11 protein-coding genes are annotated in these 19201 nt (G+C 71.9%); 3 read left to right on the forward strand and 8 right to left on the reverse strand.

Annotation, left to right across the window (positions count from 1 at the left end; translation table 11 throughout):
• Window positions 1-106: 106 nt before the first annotated feature.
• Complete coding sequence (locus K7862_RS18680; RefSeq protein ID WP_308012055.1) at window positions 107-4309, forward strand: carboxypeptidase regulatory-like domain-containing protein; 4203 nt, start codon at window positions 107-109, stop codon at window positions 4307-4309.
• Between the two features lie 107 nt (window positions 4310-4416).
• On the opposite strand, the gene K7862_RS18685 is transcribed toward K7862_RS18680, so the two are convergent.
• The 7 genes from K7862_RS18685 to K7862_RS18715 all read right to left on the reverse strand — a co-directional run bounded on the left by K7862_RS18685 (window position 4417) and on the right by K7862_RS18715 (window position 13690).
• Entirely contained in the window at window positions 4417-5487 is a 1071-nt protein-coding gene (locus tag K7862_RS18685) for a helix-turn-helix domain-containing protein (RefSeq protein ID WP_222963878.1), read from the reverse strand.
• A 103-nt stretch (window positions 5488-5590) separates the two neighbouring features.
• A complete protein-coding gene (locus K7862_RS18690) occupies window positions 5591-6607 on the reverse strand; it encodes a LacI family DNA-binding transcriptional regulator (RefSeq protein ID WP_222963880.1) in 1017 nt (338 codons plus the stop codon).
• Between the two features lie 144 nt (window positions 6608-6751).
• On the reverse strand, window positions 6752-8836 hold the full coding sequence (locus K7862_RS18695) for a glycoside hydrolase family 2 protein (RefSeq protein ID WP_222963882.1): 2085 nt from the start codon (window positions 8834-8836) through the stop codon (window positions 6752-6754).
• Between the two features lie 137 nt (window positions 8837-8973).
• A complete protein-coding gene (locus tag K7862_RS18700; RefSeq protein ID WP_222963884.1) occupies window positions 8974-9912 on the reverse strand; it encodes a carbohydrate ABC transporter permease in 939 nt (312 codons plus the stop codon).
• Entirely contained in the window at window positions 9909-10826 is a 918-nt protein-coding gene (locus K7862_RS18705; protein ID WP_308012056.1) for a carbohydrate ABC transporter permease, read from the reverse strand. Before K7862_RS18705 ends, K7862_RS18700 begins: the two co-directional genes overlap by 4 nt.
• 20 nt (window positions 10827-10846) lie before the next feature.
• Window positions 10847-12241: an ABC transporter substrate-binding protein gene (locus K7862_RS18710; protein ID WP_222963886.1), complete on the reverse strand. Its 1395-nt coding sequence runs from the start codon at window positions 12239-12241 to the stop codon at window positions 10847-10849.
• A 417-nt stretch (window positions 12242-12658) separates the two neighbouring features.
• Window positions 12659-13690, reverse strand: a complete 1032-nt coding sequence (locus K7862_RS18715) for a glycoside hydrolase family 43 protein (protein ID WP_222964020.1) — start codon at window positions 13688-13690, stop codon at window positions 12659-12661.
• Between the two features lie 327 nt (window positions 13691-14017).
• Between K7862_RS18715 and K7862_RS18720 the strand changes: the two genes are divergently transcribed.
• Window positions 14018-16633 carry a hypothetical protein gene (locus K7862_RS18720; protein WP_222963888.1) on the forward strand — a complete coding sequence of 872 codons (2616 nt, stop codon included), beginning with the start codon at window positions 14018-14020 and terminating at the stop codon, window positions 16631-16633.
• A gap of 31 nt (window positions 16634-16664) precedes the next feature.
• Window positions 16665-17924, forward strand: coding sequence for an SGNH/GDSL hydrolase family protein (locus K7862_RS18725; RefSeq protein WP_222963890.1), 1260 nt, complete (start codon window positions 16665-16667; stop codon window positions 17922-17924).
• A gap of 73 nt (window positions 17925-17997) precedes the next feature.
• On the opposite strand, the gene K7862_RS18730 is transcribed toward K7862_RS18725, so the two are convergent.
• Window positions 17998-19179 (reverse strand): TDT family transporter, encoded by a 1182-nt coding sequence (locus K7862_RS18730; protein WP_308012057.1) that lies wholly within the window; start codon window positions 19177-19179, stop codon window positions 17998-18000.
• Between the last annotated feature and the right edge of the window lie 22 nt (window positions 19180-19201).

Below are 19201 nucleotides of genomic sequence, written 5' to 3' on the forward strand. Positions count from 1 at the left end.
CGGATCCCCGATCACCCCGCGAGGTTCCGCAGCCGTCACTCCTGGAGTCCCCTTGCCAGTCCAACGCCCATCCGCGGGCCGGCGCACACGGCGGCACATCGCCGCCGTGGCCGCCGCCGTCCTCGCCCTCTTCGCGGTGCTTCTGCCCCAACAGGCCCTCGCCGCACCGCAGTCGGCCACCGGGAAGGTGACCGCGGCGCCCGCCTGCGGTACTCCGAAGCCCGGGCACTTCACCTGCTTCGCGCTGCGCCGCACCGGCCACGCCGCCGCGCTCGGCGTGCGGCGCGACACCGCCGGAACGGCCGTCGCGCCCGACGGCTACGCGCCCGCCGACCTGCGGTCGGCCTACGACCTGCCCGCCGACGGCGGAGCCGGCGCGACCATCGCGATCGTCGACGCCTACGACAACCCGAACGCCGAGTCCGACCTGGCCGTCTACCGCGCGCAGTACGGCCTGCCGGCCTGCACGTCCGACAACGGCTGCTTCCGCAAGGTCGACGAGCACGGCGGCGCGGCCTTCCCTGCCGCCGACGAGGGCTGGGGCGCCGAGATATCCCTGGACCTGGACATGGTCTCGGCCGTCGCGCCACAGGCCCACATCCTGCTCGTCGAGGCCGACGCGACCACCTCGGACGACCTGGGCACCGCGGTGAACACGGCGGTGTCCCTGGGCGCGAAGTACGTCTCCAACTCCTGGGGCGGGTACGGCGACAGCACGGACGACCTGGCCTACGACGAGGCCTACTTCAACCACCCCGGCGTCGCCGTGGTGTTCAGCTCCGGAGACGACGGCTACGGCGTCAGCTACCCCGCCTCGTCGCCCTACGTCACGTCGGTCGGCGGCACCTCGCTGGTCCGCGACGGCAGCTCCCGCGGGTGGGGAGAGTCGGTCTGGAACGGCGTGACGTACAACTCCGACGGACCGCACTGGGGCGCCACCGGCTCCGGCTGCTCGGCCGTCGAGCCCAAGCCGTCCTTCCAGGCCGGCGTCGACTGCGCCGGGCGCTCGGTCGCCGACGTCAGCGCGGTCGCCGACCCGGCCACCGGTGTCGCGGTCTACAACTCCTTCTCCGACGGCGGCTGGAACGTCTACGGCGGCACGTCCGCGTCGGCGCCGATCATCGCCGGCGTCTACGCGCTGGCGGGCACCCCCGTCGACGGCACCTACCCCGCTGCCTATCCCTACCAGCAGCCCGGCGCGCTCAACGACATCACGCGCGGCGACGACGCGAGCTGCTCGGACGCCTCGCTCTGCGGCTACGGCACGGTCCCCGACTGCACGCCGGCCTACACCTGCGCCGCGCAGCCCGGCTACGACGGCCCGACCGGCCTCGGCACGCCCATCGGCGTCGCCGCCTTCAAGCCCGGCCCGCACGGCGCGGTGAGTGGCACGGTGAGCGACACGGCCACCAGGAAGCCGATCACCGGAGCCGCCGTCAGCCTCGGGGACTACCACGCGACCACCGACGCCCAGGGGCGCTACCGGCTCGACGTCCCGGCGGGCAGCTACCCGCTGACGGTCTCGGCGTTCGGTTACGCGGACCAGGACCTCGGGCAGGTGCGCGTCGACGACGGCGCGGCCCTCACCCAGGACGCCGCCCTCACCGCCGTACCTTCGCAGGAGATCTCCGGCACGGTCACGGACGGCGGCGGCCACGGCTGGGGCCTGTACGCCAAGCTCACCGTGGACGGCGTGCCCGGAACCGTCTTCACCGACCCGGCCACCGGCCGCTACTCGCTGCGGGTCCCGATGAACCGCAGCTACACCCTGCACGCCACCGCGCTCTACACCGGCTACCAGCAGGCGGCCTCCACCGTCGACGTGGGCACCGGCCCGCGCACCGTGAACCTGGCCCTCCCGCTCAGCACCACGGGAGCGCTCCCGCCCGGCTACGAGACGGACTACCACGGCGGCGGGCTGGAGCCCTTCGCCACCGCGGCGGCGCCCGACGGGTGGACGGTCAAGAACAACACCTCCGCCGGCGGCTGGCAGTTCGACGACCCGCTGAACCGGGGCAACCAGACCGGCGGCACCGGCCGCTTCGCCGAGGTCGACGACTTCGCGCTCGGCTGGGCGCCCGCGGACACCGAACTCATCAGCCCTGTCTACGACTTCAGCGCCGAGACCAAGCCCGCGCTGCAGTTCGACACCGCCCTGCCGTCGCTGTACCGGCTGGGCGACCTGACGGCCGACGTCGACGCCAGCACCGACGGCGGCGCGACCTGGACCACCGTGTGGCACCACACCGACGTCCTCGGCGGCCCCTCGCACCAGAATGTGCCGCTGACCGCCTACGCCGGGAAGTCCTCGGTGCGGCTGCGGTTCCACTTCACCGGCTCGCTCACCGGCATCTGGCAGATCGACAACGTGGCCGTCGGCACCCCGACCCTCGTCACCCGGCCCGGCGGCCTGGTCGTGGGCCAGGTCACCGACGCCAACACCCGGGCCGGCGTGCTCGGCGCGACGGTGAACGGCGTCGCCGCCCCGTCCGACGCCGGCCGCAGCGTGGCCTCGCCCGGTGACCCGGCCGTCGGGGACGGCCTGTACTGGCTGTTCTCCAGCCGTACCGGCAAGCAGCAGTTCACCGCGGGCCTGCCCGGCTTCGGCTACCCGGCGGTCACCGCCAAGGTCGACGTCCGGCCCGGCGCGGTGACGGCGGCCGACTTCGCCCTGCACCCCGCCCAGTTGCGGTACAGCGTCTCCGCCGTGAACGCGAACGTGGCCTGGGGGAGCAGCAGGACCGTCGACGTCAAGGTGCGCAACACCGGGGGCTCGCCCGCGACGTTCTCGCTCGGCGAGCAGAACCTGGCCGGCCCGAAGTCCGGGGCGGCCGGTCCCGCGGCACGCCGTACGCCGACCGCGATCACACCGCACGACCTGCTGAAGGCCGCGCCGGCGGCGGCCACCGGGGCCGCGCCCACGGCCGGGGCGTCCGCTTCCGCCGCCGCACCGGCCGACCAGGCGTGGCAGCCGCTCACCGACCTGCCCGCCGCGTCCTTCGGCGGCGTCGCGGCGGTCGACCACGGCACCCTCTACGCCGGGCTCGGCGAGTCGCCCGGCGGCGTGTGGAGCGGCTCGTTCGCCTCGTACGACGCCACGGCCGGCACCTGGAAGACGCTCGCCGCCCCCACCACCAAACGCTTCTCCCCGGCCTACGGATTCATCCGCGGCAAGCTCTACGTCACCGGCGGGCGGGACGCCGCGGGCAACCCGATCGCGGGTGGCGAGGTCTACGACCCGGCGACCGACTCCTGGTCGCAGATCGCCGACATCCCGACCGCCTACGGCGCCTCGGGATCGGCCGTGGCCGGCGACAAGCTCTACGTCATCGGCGGCTGCGACCTGTTCAACTGCGGCTACAACGACGTGCAGGTCTACGACCCCGCGACGGACACCTGGTCGGCGGGCGCTCCCTACCCGGAGCCGATCGGTTTCCCGGCGTGCGGCACCGCCGACGGCATCGTCTACTGCTCCGGCGGGGTGTACCAGCCCGACGGACAGGCCCCGCAGGACACCGTCCACACCTACGCGCTCGACCCCGCCAAGGGCACCTGGCACCGGGTGGCCGACGCGCCCACCGACGTCTGGGGCGCCTCCGGCACCGCGGCCGACGGAAAGCTGCTGGTGGCCGGCGGCGTGGAGGTGAGCGCGGACGCGCTCACCAACGAGGCGCACGCCTACGACCCGGCCTCCGACTCCTGGTCGGCGCTGCCGAACCTGGCGAACCCGGTCCTGGACGCCCAGTCGGCCCCCGGCTGGTACCTGATCGGCGGCGCCAACGCGTACAGCATCCCGCAGGCGTCGGTGCAGAAGCTGGCCGGCTACGACCAGCCGCACGCCGACGTGCCGTGGCTGACGCCCTCGGCGGCGAAGCTGACGGTCAAGGCCGGCGGCTCGGTCACGGTCCGCGTGACCCTGGACGCGGGGGCGATGACCTCGGCCGACCTGGGCGCGCACCGGGCCGCGCTGATCGTGGACAGCGACACCCCGTACGGCTCGGTCTCGCTGCCGGTCACCATGACCGTGGTCCCGCCCGCCGGCTGGGGGCTGCTGACCGGTACGGTCACCGGCCGCGCCGCCGACGGCACCAGCGGGCCGCTGGCCGGCGCGGTGGTCGAGATCGACTCCAAGAACGGCGACGTCCCGGTGACCACCGGGCCCGACGGCGGCTACGCGGTGTGGCTGCCGGCCAGGAACAACCCGCTGACGGTCATCGCGGCGGCGACGGGCTACCGCCCGGCGACCCGCACCGTGCACCTCGTCGCCGAGGGGACGGTGACCGCGGACTTCGCCCTGCTGCACCAGTAGCGCCGAGCCCGGCGGCCGCACGAGGTGCGGCCGCCGGATCGCGTGCGGCGGGCAGGCGGGCGGGATGTTCACCGCCTGCCCGCCCGTCCCCGACGTGCGCGCCCGCCCTATGACAGCGTTGTCGGGCTCGCTGAGCGACCGGTGGCCCCAGGCTCAGCGTCCGGTCCGCGGCCCTCGCCCGCCGTCTCCTTCACCGGTTCCGGAGTCCACCAGCCCCGGCTGGCGGCGAGCACGCCGGCCTGGAACCGGCTCGCCGCTCCGAGCCGGGTGAGCAGCGCCTGCACCCTGCGCTGCACCGTGCGGTAGCCGATGCCCAGTTGACGCGCGATGGTCTCGTCCGGCATGCCCATCGCCAGCATCGAGATGATCCGGCGCTCCTCGTCGTTGACGAACTCGTCCGCTCCGACCGGTGCGCTGCGTCCCGGCATGTACGGCTGCGCCTGGGCCCACAGCGACTCGAAGAGCGTGGAGAGCGCGTCGAGCAGTGCCGAGGGGTGGACCAGGATGCAGGCGTCGAGCACCTGCGGGGTGGCGAGCAGCGGGATCAGCGCGGCCTGGTCGTCGGCGATGATCAGCTTCATCGGCGCCTCGGGGACGAACCGCACCTCCTCGCCCGCCGCGATGTCCTCCTCCACCCGCCCCATCGCACCGGGGGTGTTGAGGCTGTCCCGGGCGTGGATGAAGCGGCTGCGGATGCCGCGGCCGCGGATCACCGCCGCGGAGTTGACCCGCGCGCCGTCGCGGGCCTCCGCGTAGGGCGGCGCGTCGATGCCCCGGAGCTCCTTCTCCGCCCGGTTGAACAGCTGCTGCCCGCAGCGGGCGACGCCGTCCCGGCCGGTGATCACCTGGATCAGGGAGGACGAGTCGCGGTCGCGCCGTGCGTCCCGGTGCCGGTCGGTCAGGCGCTCGGTCAGGGCCCGCACCCGCTGGATGTCCCGCTCCCTGGCCAGCAGCAGCACCTCGAGCGCGTGCCCCGGCGGCAGCGCGGTGTAGCTCGGCGGGCTGCCCGGCAGCCGGGAGATCAGCCCTCCGTCCTCCAGCCGCACCATGGCCGCGGCCACCACGTCCGGCTCGATGCCGGTGCGGCGGGCCAACTCCTCTATGGACAGAGGCAGGTTGTCCACCAGAACGAAATACAGCGTTTCAGCCGGTTGATCCAGCCCGAGAACTTCCAGCATGGCCACCTCCGGCGCACACCGTAGCCCGAGGTGCGTGCGTGGTTGAACATGTGACCTTCATGAAGTGGCCGCCGGGCCAGGATCCGTGGTCGTTCCCGAAACCTCAGCCGCCGCTGCTCTCCCGAACCTCCAGGGTGTAGGACGCCCACAGCTCGGCGGGTTCACCGGCCGGAGGGCCGTCGAGCCGCAGGGCCAGTCGTTCGACGGCCAGCCGGGCGATCATCGCCTTGTCGGGTGAAATCGTCGTCAGCGTCGGTGTGTTGTACCGGCCCGCCTCGATGTCGTCGAAGCCGACCACGGCGATGTCCTCGGGGACGCGCACTCCGCGGGTGAGGAGGGTACGGATGGCGCCGAGCGCGAGGAGGTCGTTGTAGCAGAACACCGCGTCCGGCGGCCCGTCCGGGTGGTCGAGCAGCCGCGCCATGGCCGCGGCACCCTCCTGCCGGTGGAACCTGGGCGTGGCGACCGTCAGCGACGGGTCGACGGAGAGTCCGCGCGCCTCGTGCGCCATCCGGTAGCCCCGGGTGCGCAGCTGGGCAGTCTCGCCGGTGTCGTAGGGCTGGTCGCCGATGGCCGCGACGCGGGTGCGGCCGAGCGCGAGCAGGTGCTCGGTGGCGGCCGCGGCCGCCGAGACGTTGTCGATGGCCACGTGGTCGTACGGGCTGGCGGCGATCCGCTCGCCCAGCAGGACCAGGGGACCGGCGGCGTCCCGGTGGGCCAGATCGGCCTGCGACAGCGCCAGTGGGCTGAGGATGACGCCGTCGAACAGAGCGGCACTGGCACCGTGCATGATCAACTCCCGCTCGCGGTCGGGCTCCCCGTCGGTCTGGTCGATCACGACGGTGTACCCGCGCTGCCGGGCCTCGCCGACCACCGAGCGCGCCAGTTCGGCGAAGTAGGGCACGTCCAGCTCGGGAACGACGAGGGCGATCAGGCCGGTGCGGCCGCGCTTGAGATTGCGGGCCAGAAGGTTGGGGTGGTAGCCGAGTTCGGCGACCGCCTCCTCCACACGCCGCCGGGTCTCCTCGGCGACGCGGGCGTAGCCGTTGACGACATTGGACACCGTCCGGACCGACACGCCCGCGCGCTCGGCCACGTCGCGAAGCCGGGTCGTGGCCATCGCGCTCCTTTCGGAAATCTGCAACACGTCGGCCGCGGATGCGTCGGCTCGCCGGTGCGCCGGTCGGCGAGCCGCGTGCACCGCGGGCCCGGAGCCCGGCCGGCGAGGCGCCGGCCGGCGGCTCCGAGTTCGCACGACAGCATGTCAGTCCGTGTCGGCCGCGGCGACGTCGACGCAGGACCGGGCGACCACCTTCCCGTGCTCGATGGCCAGCAGGTGCAGCCTGGCCGCCCCGGCACCCTCCGGCAGGACGGCGGCGATCCGCACCGGGGCACTCAGCCGGTACGGCTCGGCCCGCACCGGACCGGCCGGCGCGGACAGGGAGTCGTCGCCGGCGCCGAGCTCTGCCCCGGCTCCCAGCGCCGGGCCCCACACCGCGGCCACGGAGCCTTCGAACGGCGCCGTTCCGTGGTGCGAGATCCGCACATCGAAGGCGACCTTGCGGTCGGTGCCCGTGATCAGGTCGCGTCCCGGCGCGGCCGGTTCGACGTCGGCGACCAGCACCGTCGGGGCGTTGGTCTCGAGAGGGTCGTGGCCGCCCAGGTCCTTGCGGGACCGGTCGAAGGCGAAGAGGCCCGCCATCTCGTGCTCGATGTCGTACAGCTCGGTGTAGACATAGCCCGACAGGACGTCGTGCCGGCGCAGCTCGAGGGTCTGCCAGCGCAGGTTCCAGCCGCGCTCGACGCTCGTCTTCCCGCCGCCGAACTCGCTGTTGAGGTTGGGCACGGCCGGGGCGGGACCCCCGTCGGCCATCACTCGCTTCTGGACGACCCGGCCGCCGCCCAGCCCCACCGGGAAGCTGCGGGCGCCGTCCACGAGAAGTGCGCGGACCTTCGCCGACCAGCCGGCCGGCGTCTCGTCGTAGATGTGCCAGTCCACGAGGTCGGTCGCGACGTGCGTCCAGCCGGAGTTGTCCACCACCGGTCTGCTCGCGTCCAGGCTCTTGAGCAGGCCGTACGCCTGACGGACCGATGTCTGCTTGGCGGGGTCGCCGGGCACGTCCCAGTCCAGGCCCCACTCCTCGTTGTACAGACCCCAGATGACGATCGACGGGTGGTTGCCGTCGCGGCGCACCATGGGCTCGATCTGGGCGGCGAACCGGTCGGCGGCCTCCGGGGACCAGCGCCCGGTGCTGGCGGGCTCGGCCCACACCAGCATGCCCAGCCGGTCGGCGTGGTGGAGGAACAGCGGGTCCTCCAGCTTCAGATGCTTGCGCACGAGGTTGAAGCCGGCCGCCCGGGCGAGTTCCAGGTCGGTGACGAAGGCCGCTTCGTCGGGCGCCGTCATCCCGGTGCCGGGCCAGTAGCCCTGGTCCAGCACACCGCGGACGTAGAGGCGTTCCCCGTTGAGGTACAGGTGCGGCCCGTCCGTCTCGACCTGGCGCAGACCGGTCGTCGCTGCGACCCGGTCGCTACCGTCCGCCGACTCCAGCAGCACCGAAACGCCGTACAGAAAGGGGTCGTCGGGGCTCCACAGGCGCGGGGAGGCGATCGGCAGGGTGACCGTCGCCCGGCCTTCGGCGTCCGGGGTGACCGTCCGCAGTGCCGGACCGTCGTCGAGCCGTACGGTGAGTCTGCTCTGCGCTGCGGCGGGGCCGGTGACGGTGATGTCCGCGGTGATCGCGTCGAGACCGGGGGCAGGTGCCAGCGCGACCGCCTCGAGGTACGTCGCCGGCCGCGCCTCCAGCCACACCGGCTGCCAGATGCCGCTGGTCGGGGTGAACGCGCAGTCGTCGTAGTCGTCGCGGGGGATGCTGCGCTGCTTGCCGTGCACGATCGCGCGCTTGTCCGTGGGCGCCCAGACCCGCACCAGAACGGTGGCGGACGTCCGGCCGGCGAGCGCGTCGGTGATGTCGCACTCGAAGGGTGTGTAACCGCCCTCGTGCTCCGCGACGAGCACGCCGCCGACCCATACCCGGGCCATGTGGTGGACGGCGCCGAAGTGCAGGACGGTCCGCTGCCCGGCCCATGTGCCGGGGACGGTCACGGTGCGCCGGTACCAGCCGTACTCCAGCCACTGCAGGCTGACGCCGGAGGCCTCCGTCTCCCAGGCGAAGGGAACGGTGACGGTGTGCGGCCACGGCGCGTCGCCGTGCGAGGACAGGTGGTGTGCGGCGGTTCCCCCGGGATCGGGGGTGAAGTCCCAGGCGCCGTTGAGGCTCAGCCAGCTGTGTGAGCGGTCGAAGTGCGGGCGGGGGTACTCGGGGCGGACGGCGGACTCGGGCGACACGGTGGCTCCAAGGGTGCGGCGACGTGCGCGTGCGACGATGAACACGGGGGGTCGCGTGGGACGTGATCGTGGGGAAACAGCGGTGGTGTGGGACGGCGGTGTCCGGGGTGTGCGGCGGGTCCCGGCGGGGAACGGCGTCAGCCGGTCGTGCTGCCCTGCAGAGCGCCACCGCGGAAGTACTTCTCCAGGAACAGGAAGAGGACGATGAGCGGAAGGACGGTGACCAGCCCACCGGTGATCAGGACGGGTACCAGCTCGGCCTTCGAACCGGTCTCCGCCTGGCGCGACAGCGACGACAGACCGACGGTGAGCGGGTACAGACGGCTGCGGCTGAAGATGATCAGCGGCAGGAAGTAGTTGTTCCACACCGCGACGACGGTCAGCAGCAGCACGGTGACCAGACCCGGCACCGTGAGCGGCAGCACGATCTGCACGAAGATCCGCGTCTCGCTCGCGCCGTCCATCCGGGCGGCGTTGATCAGGTCGGCGGGCACCGAGGCGTCGATGTACGTGCGCATCAGATAGATCCCGACGGGGGAGACCATGCTGGGCAGGATCATCCCCCAGACGGAGTTGACCAGCCCGACCCTGGCGTAGACGAGGAACAGGGGCAGCGCCACGGAGGTTATGGGCACCAGCAGCGTGGACATCACCAGGTAGAACAGGGCGTTGGCGCCGCGGAACCGGAAGCGGGCGAAGCCGTAGCCGGCCAGCGCCGACAGCAGGGTGGACCCGAGTCCGGCGACCGCCGCGTACAGCAGGGTGTTGCCCAGCCACTGCAGGTAGACGCCGGCGCCGCTGATGTTCCGACCGAGCGCGGACAGGTTCTGGAAGAGGTGGAACGGGCGCGCGAACCAGAACCCAGGGGTTCCGTAGACATTGGCCTGGGTCTTCGTCGCGTTGATCGCCAGCCAGGCGATCGGCGCGAGGACGAAGGCCGCGAACGCCCCGCAGATCAGCGTCAGTACGGTGACCGTCCCGCGCCGCAGGCCGTACAGGTGGATGGGCACGTGGTCGGCCGCCCCCTGCTTCCTGGCCCGGCGAGAGCCCCTGCCCGTGTGTGCCGGGCTGCTCATGCGAACTCCCCCCTGCGGCGGCGAAGAGCGAACGCGCCCAGCGACAACGCCCCGATGATCAGGGCCAGGACGACGGCGGCAGCGGCTCCCAGGTTGTAGTCGCCGCTGCCGACGGCGGTGTTGTAGACGTACAGACTGGGCGTGAATCCGAACGACACGGACTGGGGCTGGAACGCCGCCAGGATCGACGGTTCGGTGAACAACTGCAGCGCGCCGACGGTGTTGAGGAAGAAGAGCATCGTGATCGTCGGCCACACCATGGGCAGCTTCAGCCGCAGGATGATCGTGCCCAGCCGGGCCCCGTCCATGATCGCGGCCTCGGTGATCTGCTGCGGCACCGACTTCAGGGAGGTGTAGATGATCGTGACGTTGTAACCCGTCCACTCCCACAGCACGATGACCACGATCGTCGGCAGGATCATCCGCGACGAGAAGAAATCGACGTGCCCCAGCCCGATGCCGTCGGCCAGCTTGGCGTAGGGGCCGAAGCCCGGCAGCAGCAGGAACGACCACATGAGCGCGGCCACCACGCCCGGGACCGCGAAGGGCAGGAAGAAGACGGTCCGGAAGAACCTGCTGTACTTCACGATGCCGGCGTCGAAGGCCGCCGCGAACAGGAACGCGAGACCGATCGTCAGCGGCACCTGCACGGCAGCGAACAGCAGCACCCGCCGCACGCCCTCCCAGAACTCCGCGGAGTGCAGCACGGCACGGTAGTTGGCCATGCCCGAGAAGTGCGTACCGCCGATGAGCCGGGTGGTCTGCAGGCTGTCGTAGACCGCGTACACGGTCGGCACCAGCATGAACAGCGCGAGCGCCAGCATGTGCGGAGTGATGAACACCGCGCCGGGCCACTGGCGGGTGCTGCCGCGCCGGCCGAGGCCGCGCGGGCGTGAGGCGGGTATGTGTGTCACGTGCTCTGGTCCTCTTGCTCTCAGCCCTCGGTGACGGTGAAGCCCTGGTCCTTGGCATAGGCGACCATCTGCTGCTGGAACGCGGCGAAGGCCTGCGGCAGGGTCTCGCTGCCCTTGGTGACCCCGGCGAAGACCGAGGTCCACTTGGTCAGGGCGGCGGTCATGATCGGCGGCCACTGCGGGCTCTGCATGTGCTGGGCTGCCTGGGCGAACACCTTGTTGGGCGTGTCGGTCCCGGAGATCGGCAGCGTCGTGGCCTGGAACTCGGCGTCGTCGAGCAGCGGGAGATAGCCGGGGAAGGCCCCGCCGACGCTGCCGCTGAGGATCTTCCACGAGTCGGCGGACGCCCCGAACCACTGCGCGAACTCGGCGGCCTCCTTGGCGTGCGGGGTGCCCTTGACCACGACCAGGGTCGAACCGCCCCAGTTGCCGGACTGCTGCTGTCCCGGGGCGACGGTCGGGATCGGCGCGGTACGCCAGTCACCGATCGTCTTCTTGATGCTGCCCTGCATGCCGACCGGTCCCCACGCCGGGCTCAGCCGGGAGGCGTCGGCGCCGTTGTCGAAGTCCGCCCACTGCGCCGGGGAGAAGTCGGCGGTGGTGGTGACCTCCTTCCTGTCGATCAGGCCCTGCCAGAAGTTCGCGAAGGCCGTCTGCCGGGCGCCGGTGAAGTGGATGCCGAGTGTGGCCCCGCCCGTGTAGGAGAACGGGAACGCGCCGTACTGCTGCATCAGGGCCAGCACGTCCTGGGCGCTCACCGGGTCGAAGTTGGTGATCGCGGCCTTGGGGTCGGCGGCGTGCAGCTTGTCCGCGGCGGTCGCGAACTCCGCCCAGGTGGTGGGCACCTGGACGCTGTGCGCGGCGAACTCCTTCGAGTTGTAGTAGAGGGCGAGCGGTCCGAGGTCGACGGGCATCGCGTACTGGGCCGAGCCCTGCGTCACCTGTGACCAGGCGACCGGTGCGAAGTCCTTGCGCACCGAGCTGACGCCGTACTGCGACAGGTCGACCAGGCTCTTGGTGATCACGAACGACGGGACCTCGAGGTACTCGACCTGGGCCACGTCCGGGGTGCCGGACCCGGCCTTCAGCGCGTCCGTGAGCTTGGTGTACTCGTCACCGGCCGCACCGGCGTTCTCGATCTTCACGCAGATGCCGGGGTGCGTCTGGTTGAACTTCTTCACCGCCAGGTCGTAGCCGGCGGACCAGCCCCAGAAGGTCAGCGGCGTCGCGCCGGCCGCGCAGCCGGCGCCTCCGGAGGCCTTGCCGCCGCCGGTGGCGGGCGACGCGCTGCTGCTGTCGGTCCCCGCACAGGCGGTCAGCAGTGCGGCGGCCAGCACGGCCGCACCGGCGGCCGCGGTCCAGCGGGCCGGCCGGCCGTGCGGCCGGCGCTCCCGGCTGGTGTGGTGCTCGGACATGGGTCACTCGTTCCTTTGGTTCAGGACGGGTCGGGTCGGGTGATCGAGCGGGGGGAAGGGCCGGCGGCTCGGGGCGGGCCTTTGGCTCAGGCGGCGTTCAGGCCCCGGCTCGCGCCGGTGCCGCGCCGCACCGCGCGTCTTCCGTCGCCGGACGGGCGGCGGGCGTGTACCGAACGGAGTCGCCGGGGACCGAAGGGGCAGCGAACAGTGTCCTGTGGTTCACGGACGACTCCTTGCCGAAGAGCTGCAGGCAGAAGCATTGCAACGTTGAAATGAGCGGAGGTGCCAGTCGCTTTGCAACGTTGAAATGATGCGGCGCACGCTACCCCTCGCCCAGGCGGCGCACAAGCCCCCGGTCGCACAACGTGAGCGCCGAGCCCCCCGACGGGGGACTCGGCGCTCACGGCCGACGCGGCGTCACTCGAAGAACTTCAGGCCCCACCCGCTGTTGCTGGTGGCGCCCGGGACGTTCGCCCGGGTGTAGGTCGTGTTGCCCCACCAGCAGAAACTGCCCGTGAACCAGTAGCGGTTGGACCAGGAGTACGGCGTTCCCTTGGGGACCGCGGTGAACATCAGCGGGAACTTCGGCCCGGCGGGCGGGCTGGTGCCGATGTCGCCGTCGAGCAGTACGAAGCTGTGGCTGCCCGGGCCGTCGACGTAGAGGGTCGGGTCCCAGCCCGGCATCATCGTGGCCGCGTGGGAGCCGAACAGGCAGCCGTTCGACTTGTACCAGTCCCAGACGTAGGTGGGGTCGCCGCCGGACCGCAGTCGCAGATCGGCCATGCAGTACTGGTCGCTCCAGCTTCCGTTGGCCGAGTACACGATGTGGAGCTGGCCGTCGGGGTCCTTGATGGCCGCCGGCGCCTCGTTGATGTACGGGTTGCCCACCACCCGCTCCCAGCTCTCGCGCGGCTGCGAGATGATGTACCGCGCTCCGGTCGGCGTGGTGGGGCTGCTCATCCGGGCGACGTAGAGGTTCTGCTCGACGTTGGTGTCGCCCGCCCAGCCCGACCAGACGAACCACCGCTGCCCGTTGAAGGTGAACATGGTGCCGTCGATGGCCCACTTGTCGTCCGGCAGGGCGAGCTCGGTCTCGGCGCCGTAGCCGCTGTCGGCGGTGGCGGAGCTGATCACGTACATCCGGTGGGCCGATCCGGTGCCGGACGTGAAGTAGATGTAGTAACGGCCGCCGTCCACCACGATCTCCGGGGCCCACACCTCCCCGCGGCCCTTGGTGTCCGACCAGACCTTGTGGGAGGCCGCCGCACCGAGGCCGCCGGGGGAGGAGGCCTCCCGTACGGCGATGCCGCCGCCGGAGGACTCCGCGCTGATGTAGGTGCCGCCGACTCTGATCACGCTCGGGTCCGCGTTGTGGATGGTGGTCTGTGACGCCTGGGCGGGCACCGGGCACAACACCGCCGGCACGGCGGTCAACGCGCCGGCCAGAATCAGGGCCAGGGCGCCGCGGGTGTCCGGACGCAAGGACCGTTTGCTTTCCACCGTTTCCACCACTTTCACACAGGGGTCAACGCCGGCCGAACCACATTCCCACAGGATCCCGAGTCGCTGTGGACATGGCAATCGCGCCTTCCCTGTGTGCTCCGGACGGCTCCTGAGTGTGCGTCAACCGGCAGTGCCCGTTTGGGCCAAGGCTCGGGAAAGGTCGGATCTCCGGGGCGAAAACTCCGGGGCAGGCCTAGGAAGATCGGGGGTTGTCCCCGTACATTCATGGGACGTCTCACCCGATCACTGTTGCCCGCCGTCTGGAGAACTCATATGCGCAGGGCTGTTTTCGCATGCCTTGTGGCCGTCGCCGCCGCCACCTTCGGGGTGTCGGGCGGACTGCCGGCCGAGGCCGCTTCGCATACCGACGTGCTGCATGTCGCACCCGACGGCCACGGCACGGCCTGCACCACGCAGAGTCCGTGCGCGCTGGACACCGCACGGGACCAGGCGAGGAAGCTCGTTCCCGGAGCAGCCGGGGACGTCGCCGTCGAACTCCAGGGCGGGACCTACCGGTTGACCGGCCCGTTCCGGCTCGGCGTCCAGGACTCCGGCCGGCCCGGCCACCCGGTGGTCTACCGTGCGGCCGCCGGACAGACGCCGGTGCTCACCGGAGCCGTCCGGGTCACCGGGTTCACGCGGGTCGACGCCGCCAAGAACATCTACCGCGCCAAGGTGCCCGCGGGCACGGCCGCCCGCGAACTGTTCGTCGACGGCGTGCGGGCGGACCGCGACCGCGGTACGCGTGACCCCTCCGGCTTCAGTGTCACCGCCACCGGGTTCACCACGGCCGACGCATCGTACACCCGGTGGACCGATCCCGCCCACGTCGAGGTGGTCCGCGACAGCGGCTGGAAGCAGATGCGCTGCCCGCTGGCCTCCATCACGCCCTCGGCGTCCGGCGGTTCCGACCTGACCGTCGACCCCGCGTGCTGGAACAGCAACCACACCTCGGTGCCCCACCCGGGCTTCCCGTTCAACGGCGCGGGCCTGCCCACCCTCGACGGCATCACCTGGCTGGAGAACGCCTACCAGCTCCTCGGCACGCCCGGCCAGTTCTGGATCGACCAGAACGCCGGCTACCTGTACTACGTGCCCCGGCCCGGCGAGGACCTGGCCAAGGCCGACGTCGAACTGCCCCAGGCGCAGCAGCTGGTGGACGTCTCCGGCACACCGGGCCACCTCGCACCGCTGAACGACACCGACTGGCGCGCGGTCTACACCGGCTCGTGGGGATACTCCGGCGGCCGGCCCCTCGGCGACCTGAACGCCGATGTGCACTACACCTCGGCCGACGGCGACGCCGTCAGCTACACCTTCGACGGCACCGGCATCCAGATGCTCTCGGAGACCAACGACGACGAGGGCAGTGCGGACGTCTACGTCGACGGCAGGAAGGTCTCCACGGTCTCCGGCAACGGCCCCGTGCGGCTCGCCCAGCAGGCCATGGTCTCGGTCACCGGCCTGGCCAAGGGCACCCACACCCTGCGTGTGGTCAAGACCGGCGGGACGTATCTGCTGGTGGACGGCTTCACGGTGATCCCGGACGCGGTCACGCCGGTGCACGACATCACCTTCTCCGGCCTCACCTTCACGGGCACCGCGTGGACCGCCCCCAGCGCCGCGGGCTACATCGACAACCAGGCCGGCGTGCTCTGGGACCCGACCACGCGCACCCCTACGCGCATCCCGGCCGCCCTGCAGGTGCACCGCGGGCAGCGCATCACCTTCGACGGCGACACCGTCGCGCACACCGGCACCAGCGGCATCGACCTGGCCGACCAGACCCAGGACTCCGCGGTCACCGGGAGCACGATCAGCGACACCGCCGGCACCGGCGTCGCCATCGGCGAGGTCGACGACTACTACCAGACCGATCCGGCCCTGATGACCAGCGGCAACACGGTCTCCCGGAGCGTCGTGCGGTTCCCCGGCCAGGAGTACGCCGACGCGGTCGGGATCTGGGTCGGGTACAGCCGCGGCACGACGCTGTCGCACAACGACGTCGGCTACACGCCGTACTCCGGCATCTCCATCGGCTGGGGATGGGGCTGGGCCTCGGACTGCACCCTCCAGGCCAAGCAGGGCCTGTCCACCCCGTGCGCGCACGGCACCAGCTACGCGGGTGACGAGCACATCGTCGGCAACCACGTGCACAGCGTCATGGGCGCGCTGTTCGACGGCGGGCCGATCTACACCCTCGGCGGCCTGTCGTCGCCGTCGGAGTTCACCGGGAACGTGCTCGCCGAGTGCATCGACGGATGCAACATGATCTACCACGACGAGGGCAGCTCGCAGTGGAACACCCATGACAACCTGGTGCGTTACGGCAACGGCTCGCTGTGGGTGAACCTGTGGACGCCGAGCATCCACGACGACGCGATCCACGACAACTGGTCCGACACCGCCGCCTACAACAACAACGGCACGAACATCTCCTTCCAGCAGGCCACGGTCGTCGACGACGGGAACTGGCCCGCCGCCGCCCAGGCGATCATCGCCGCCGCGGGACCGGGCACCCCGCCCGGAGCGGTGGCCGACGACGACGACCTGCGGGTGTCCTACAGCGGCAGCTGGTCGTCCAGCGGATCACGCGGCGTCGGCGATCTCGACAACGGCGTGCACTACGCCCAGCACGACGGCGCCTCCGCCACGATCAGCTTCACCGGCACCGGCGTCGGCTTCCTCACCGAGACCAACTCCGACGAGGGCGACATCGGCATCACCCTCGACGGTGTCGCCAAGGGCACGGTCAGCGCGGCCACTCCCGAGCGCCACGCCCAGCAGAAGCTCTGGTCCGTCTCCGGTCTGACCGACGGCCCGCACACGCTGACGGTGACCAAACTCAGCGGCTCCTACCTCCTCGTCGACGGATTCACGCTGAGCTGACGCTCCGTCACCAGCCGAAGAAAGGCAGAGAATGTTCCTCGTCAACAAGCGGACGATGCCGGTGCTGGCGGCGGTCACCGCGGCCGTGGCCGCCCTGCTCGTCGCCGCACCCGCCGCACCCGCCGCGCCCGCGGCGGCAGGTGCGACCGCCGAGCAGGCGCAGGCCCCGAACGGCCCGCGCGTGGCGGCCTGGTCGCCGAGCATGACCATCGGCGGGCCGGCCTTCGACAACCGGACCCTGCGCATGGTCGTCCACTCCAGCGTCAGCGGGCACGGACTGCGCATCCACCTGTCGAACCTGCGCGGCACCACCCCGCTCACCGTCGGGGCGGCGAACGTGGCCGACCAGGCGGACCGCGCCACCGCCGCGCCCGGCACGCAGCACGCGGTCACCTTCGGCCACCACGCGTCGGTGACCATCGCCGCCGGAGCCGAGGTCGTCAGCGACCCGGTTCCGATGACGGTCAGCGCCGACCAGAACGTCCTCGTCAGCGTCTACCTGCCGGACGCCACCAGTTCCGCGACCTGGCACTCCGACGCGTTCGACACCACGTACGTGTCCTCCGCGGGCGACCACACGGCCGAGGCCGGCGACGGGAGTTACGTCGCGGCGACCACCTCCTGGTACTACCTCTCCGGGCTGGACGTCATCTCACCCGACGCCCGCGGCACCGTCGTGGCGTTCGGTGACTCCATCACCGACGGGTACAACACCCCGACGGGGGCGTACCGGCGCTGGCCCGACGACCTGGCCAGGAGGCTGGCCGGCACCCGGCCGATGGGCGTGGTGGACGCCGGCATCGGCGGCAACCGCGTGCTCACCGACGTGCCGAACATCTGGCAGGGCGTCAGCGCCACGAAGCGGTTCGCCCACGACGCCCTCGGCCAGCCCGGCGTCCGGGACGTGATCCTGCTCGAAGGCATCAACGACATCGGCAACAACGCCCGCCCGGGCGGCGGCCCGCTCACCGCCCAGGACCTGATCGACGGCTATCGCACCCTGATCGGCCAGGCGCACGCCGCCGGGGTCCGGATCATCGGCGGAACCCTGCTGCCGGACAGGGGCAACGGCTACTACAGCGACTCGGCCGAGGCCCTCCGCCAGTCGGTCAACACCTGGATCCGCACCGGTGGAGCCTTCGACGGGGTCGTCGACTTCGACCAAGCCGTCGCCGACCCGACCGACCCCACCTCCCTCGACCCCCGCTACGACTCCGGCGACCACCTCCACCCGAACGCGGCCGGCATGCAGGCGATGGCCGACGCCGTCGACCTCGGACTGCTGCACTGACGGCGGGTGCCCGCGGGAGAGGATCCCTCTCCCGCGGGCACCACCCGGACGGCACCATCCCGAACCGCCGGGCTCAGTCGCGCGGACGGCGGTGTGCCGCCCGGCCCGTGTGCGCCGCCGCGTGGGCCAGCGAGCGGGCGGACACCGCCGACCAGGCGCCGATCAGCAGCATGTACAGGGCGACCGCCAAACCCGAGAACATCTGCGAGCCCGTGCGGGCGGCCAGGGCACTCGTCCCGGTGACGAAGGCGCCGAGCGGGAAGATGAACGACCACCAGGTCGGTGCGAACGGCAGCCGCCCCGCCCGGAACTCCCGTACCGTCAGCGCCGCGGCGAGCGTGAGCCACAGCGCCGCGAAACCCCACACCCCCAGTCCGCCCAGCAGCGCCACGGCTGCCGCACCGCGGGCGGACGAAGTGGGCAGCACGCCGGGAGCGACGCCGGCCAGCACGCCCAGCGCCGTCACCATCTGGCCCAGCGCCCCCAGCCCGATCCACACCGTGGGCACCACCGCGCCCGTCGGCGCCTCGTGGTGCACCATCCGGCTGTAGAGCATCGCGAGCACCAGCAGGACCGTCACCACACCGAGCCCGAACAGCGCGTAGCAGCCACTGAGCAGCGCCAGCCGCGCCTGGCCGGCGGGCGCGTGCGGGACCAGCAGGGCACCGGTCGTCGCCGAGACCAGCGCCGGCACCACCGGCATCAGCCAGCCGCCGAACGCCGCGTCGGGCCCGAAGCGGTGCCGCGTCACCATGACGTACGGCACCGTGCAGGCGGTGACGATGCCCAGCGCGGTTCCCAGCGACCACAGGCCCCAGTCGACGTCCAGCGCGGCCCGCGCCCCGATCACCGGCCGGCCGAGCTGCAGCGCCCCCGCGCCGACGGTCATCAGGGCCATCGCCGGGGCGCCGAAGAACTGCATCTGCATCGGGTCCGCGGTGTGCTGCCGCAGTGCCCGCTGCCGGAGGTAGCCGACCGTCAGCGTGACGAGCAGCAGTGCGGCCGCCACCCAGACGACCCTGGCCGCGGCATGCAGCCAGGGAGAACTCCCCGGCAGGGTGACCGCCGCGTTGGCGACGATCCCGGTTCCCATGACGGCCGCGAACCACCCGGGGACGAGCAACGGGCGGACGGGTGCGGTGGTGGCTCCTGCCGTGGCCGCCGCGTGCCGGACGACGCGTCCGCCGCCTGGGGGAGCGGGCTGTGCGGCGTCCTCGAGGGGAACGGCTCCGGTACTGCTGGGCTGGGATGACACGGTGTGGGCGGTCTCTTTCTCG

The organism is Actinacidiphila acidipaludis, from assembly GCF_019890725.1.
Taxonomy (GTDB): Bacteria; Actinomycetota; Actinomycetes; order Streptomycetales; family Streptomycetaceae; genus Actinacidiphila; species Actinacidiphila acidipaludis.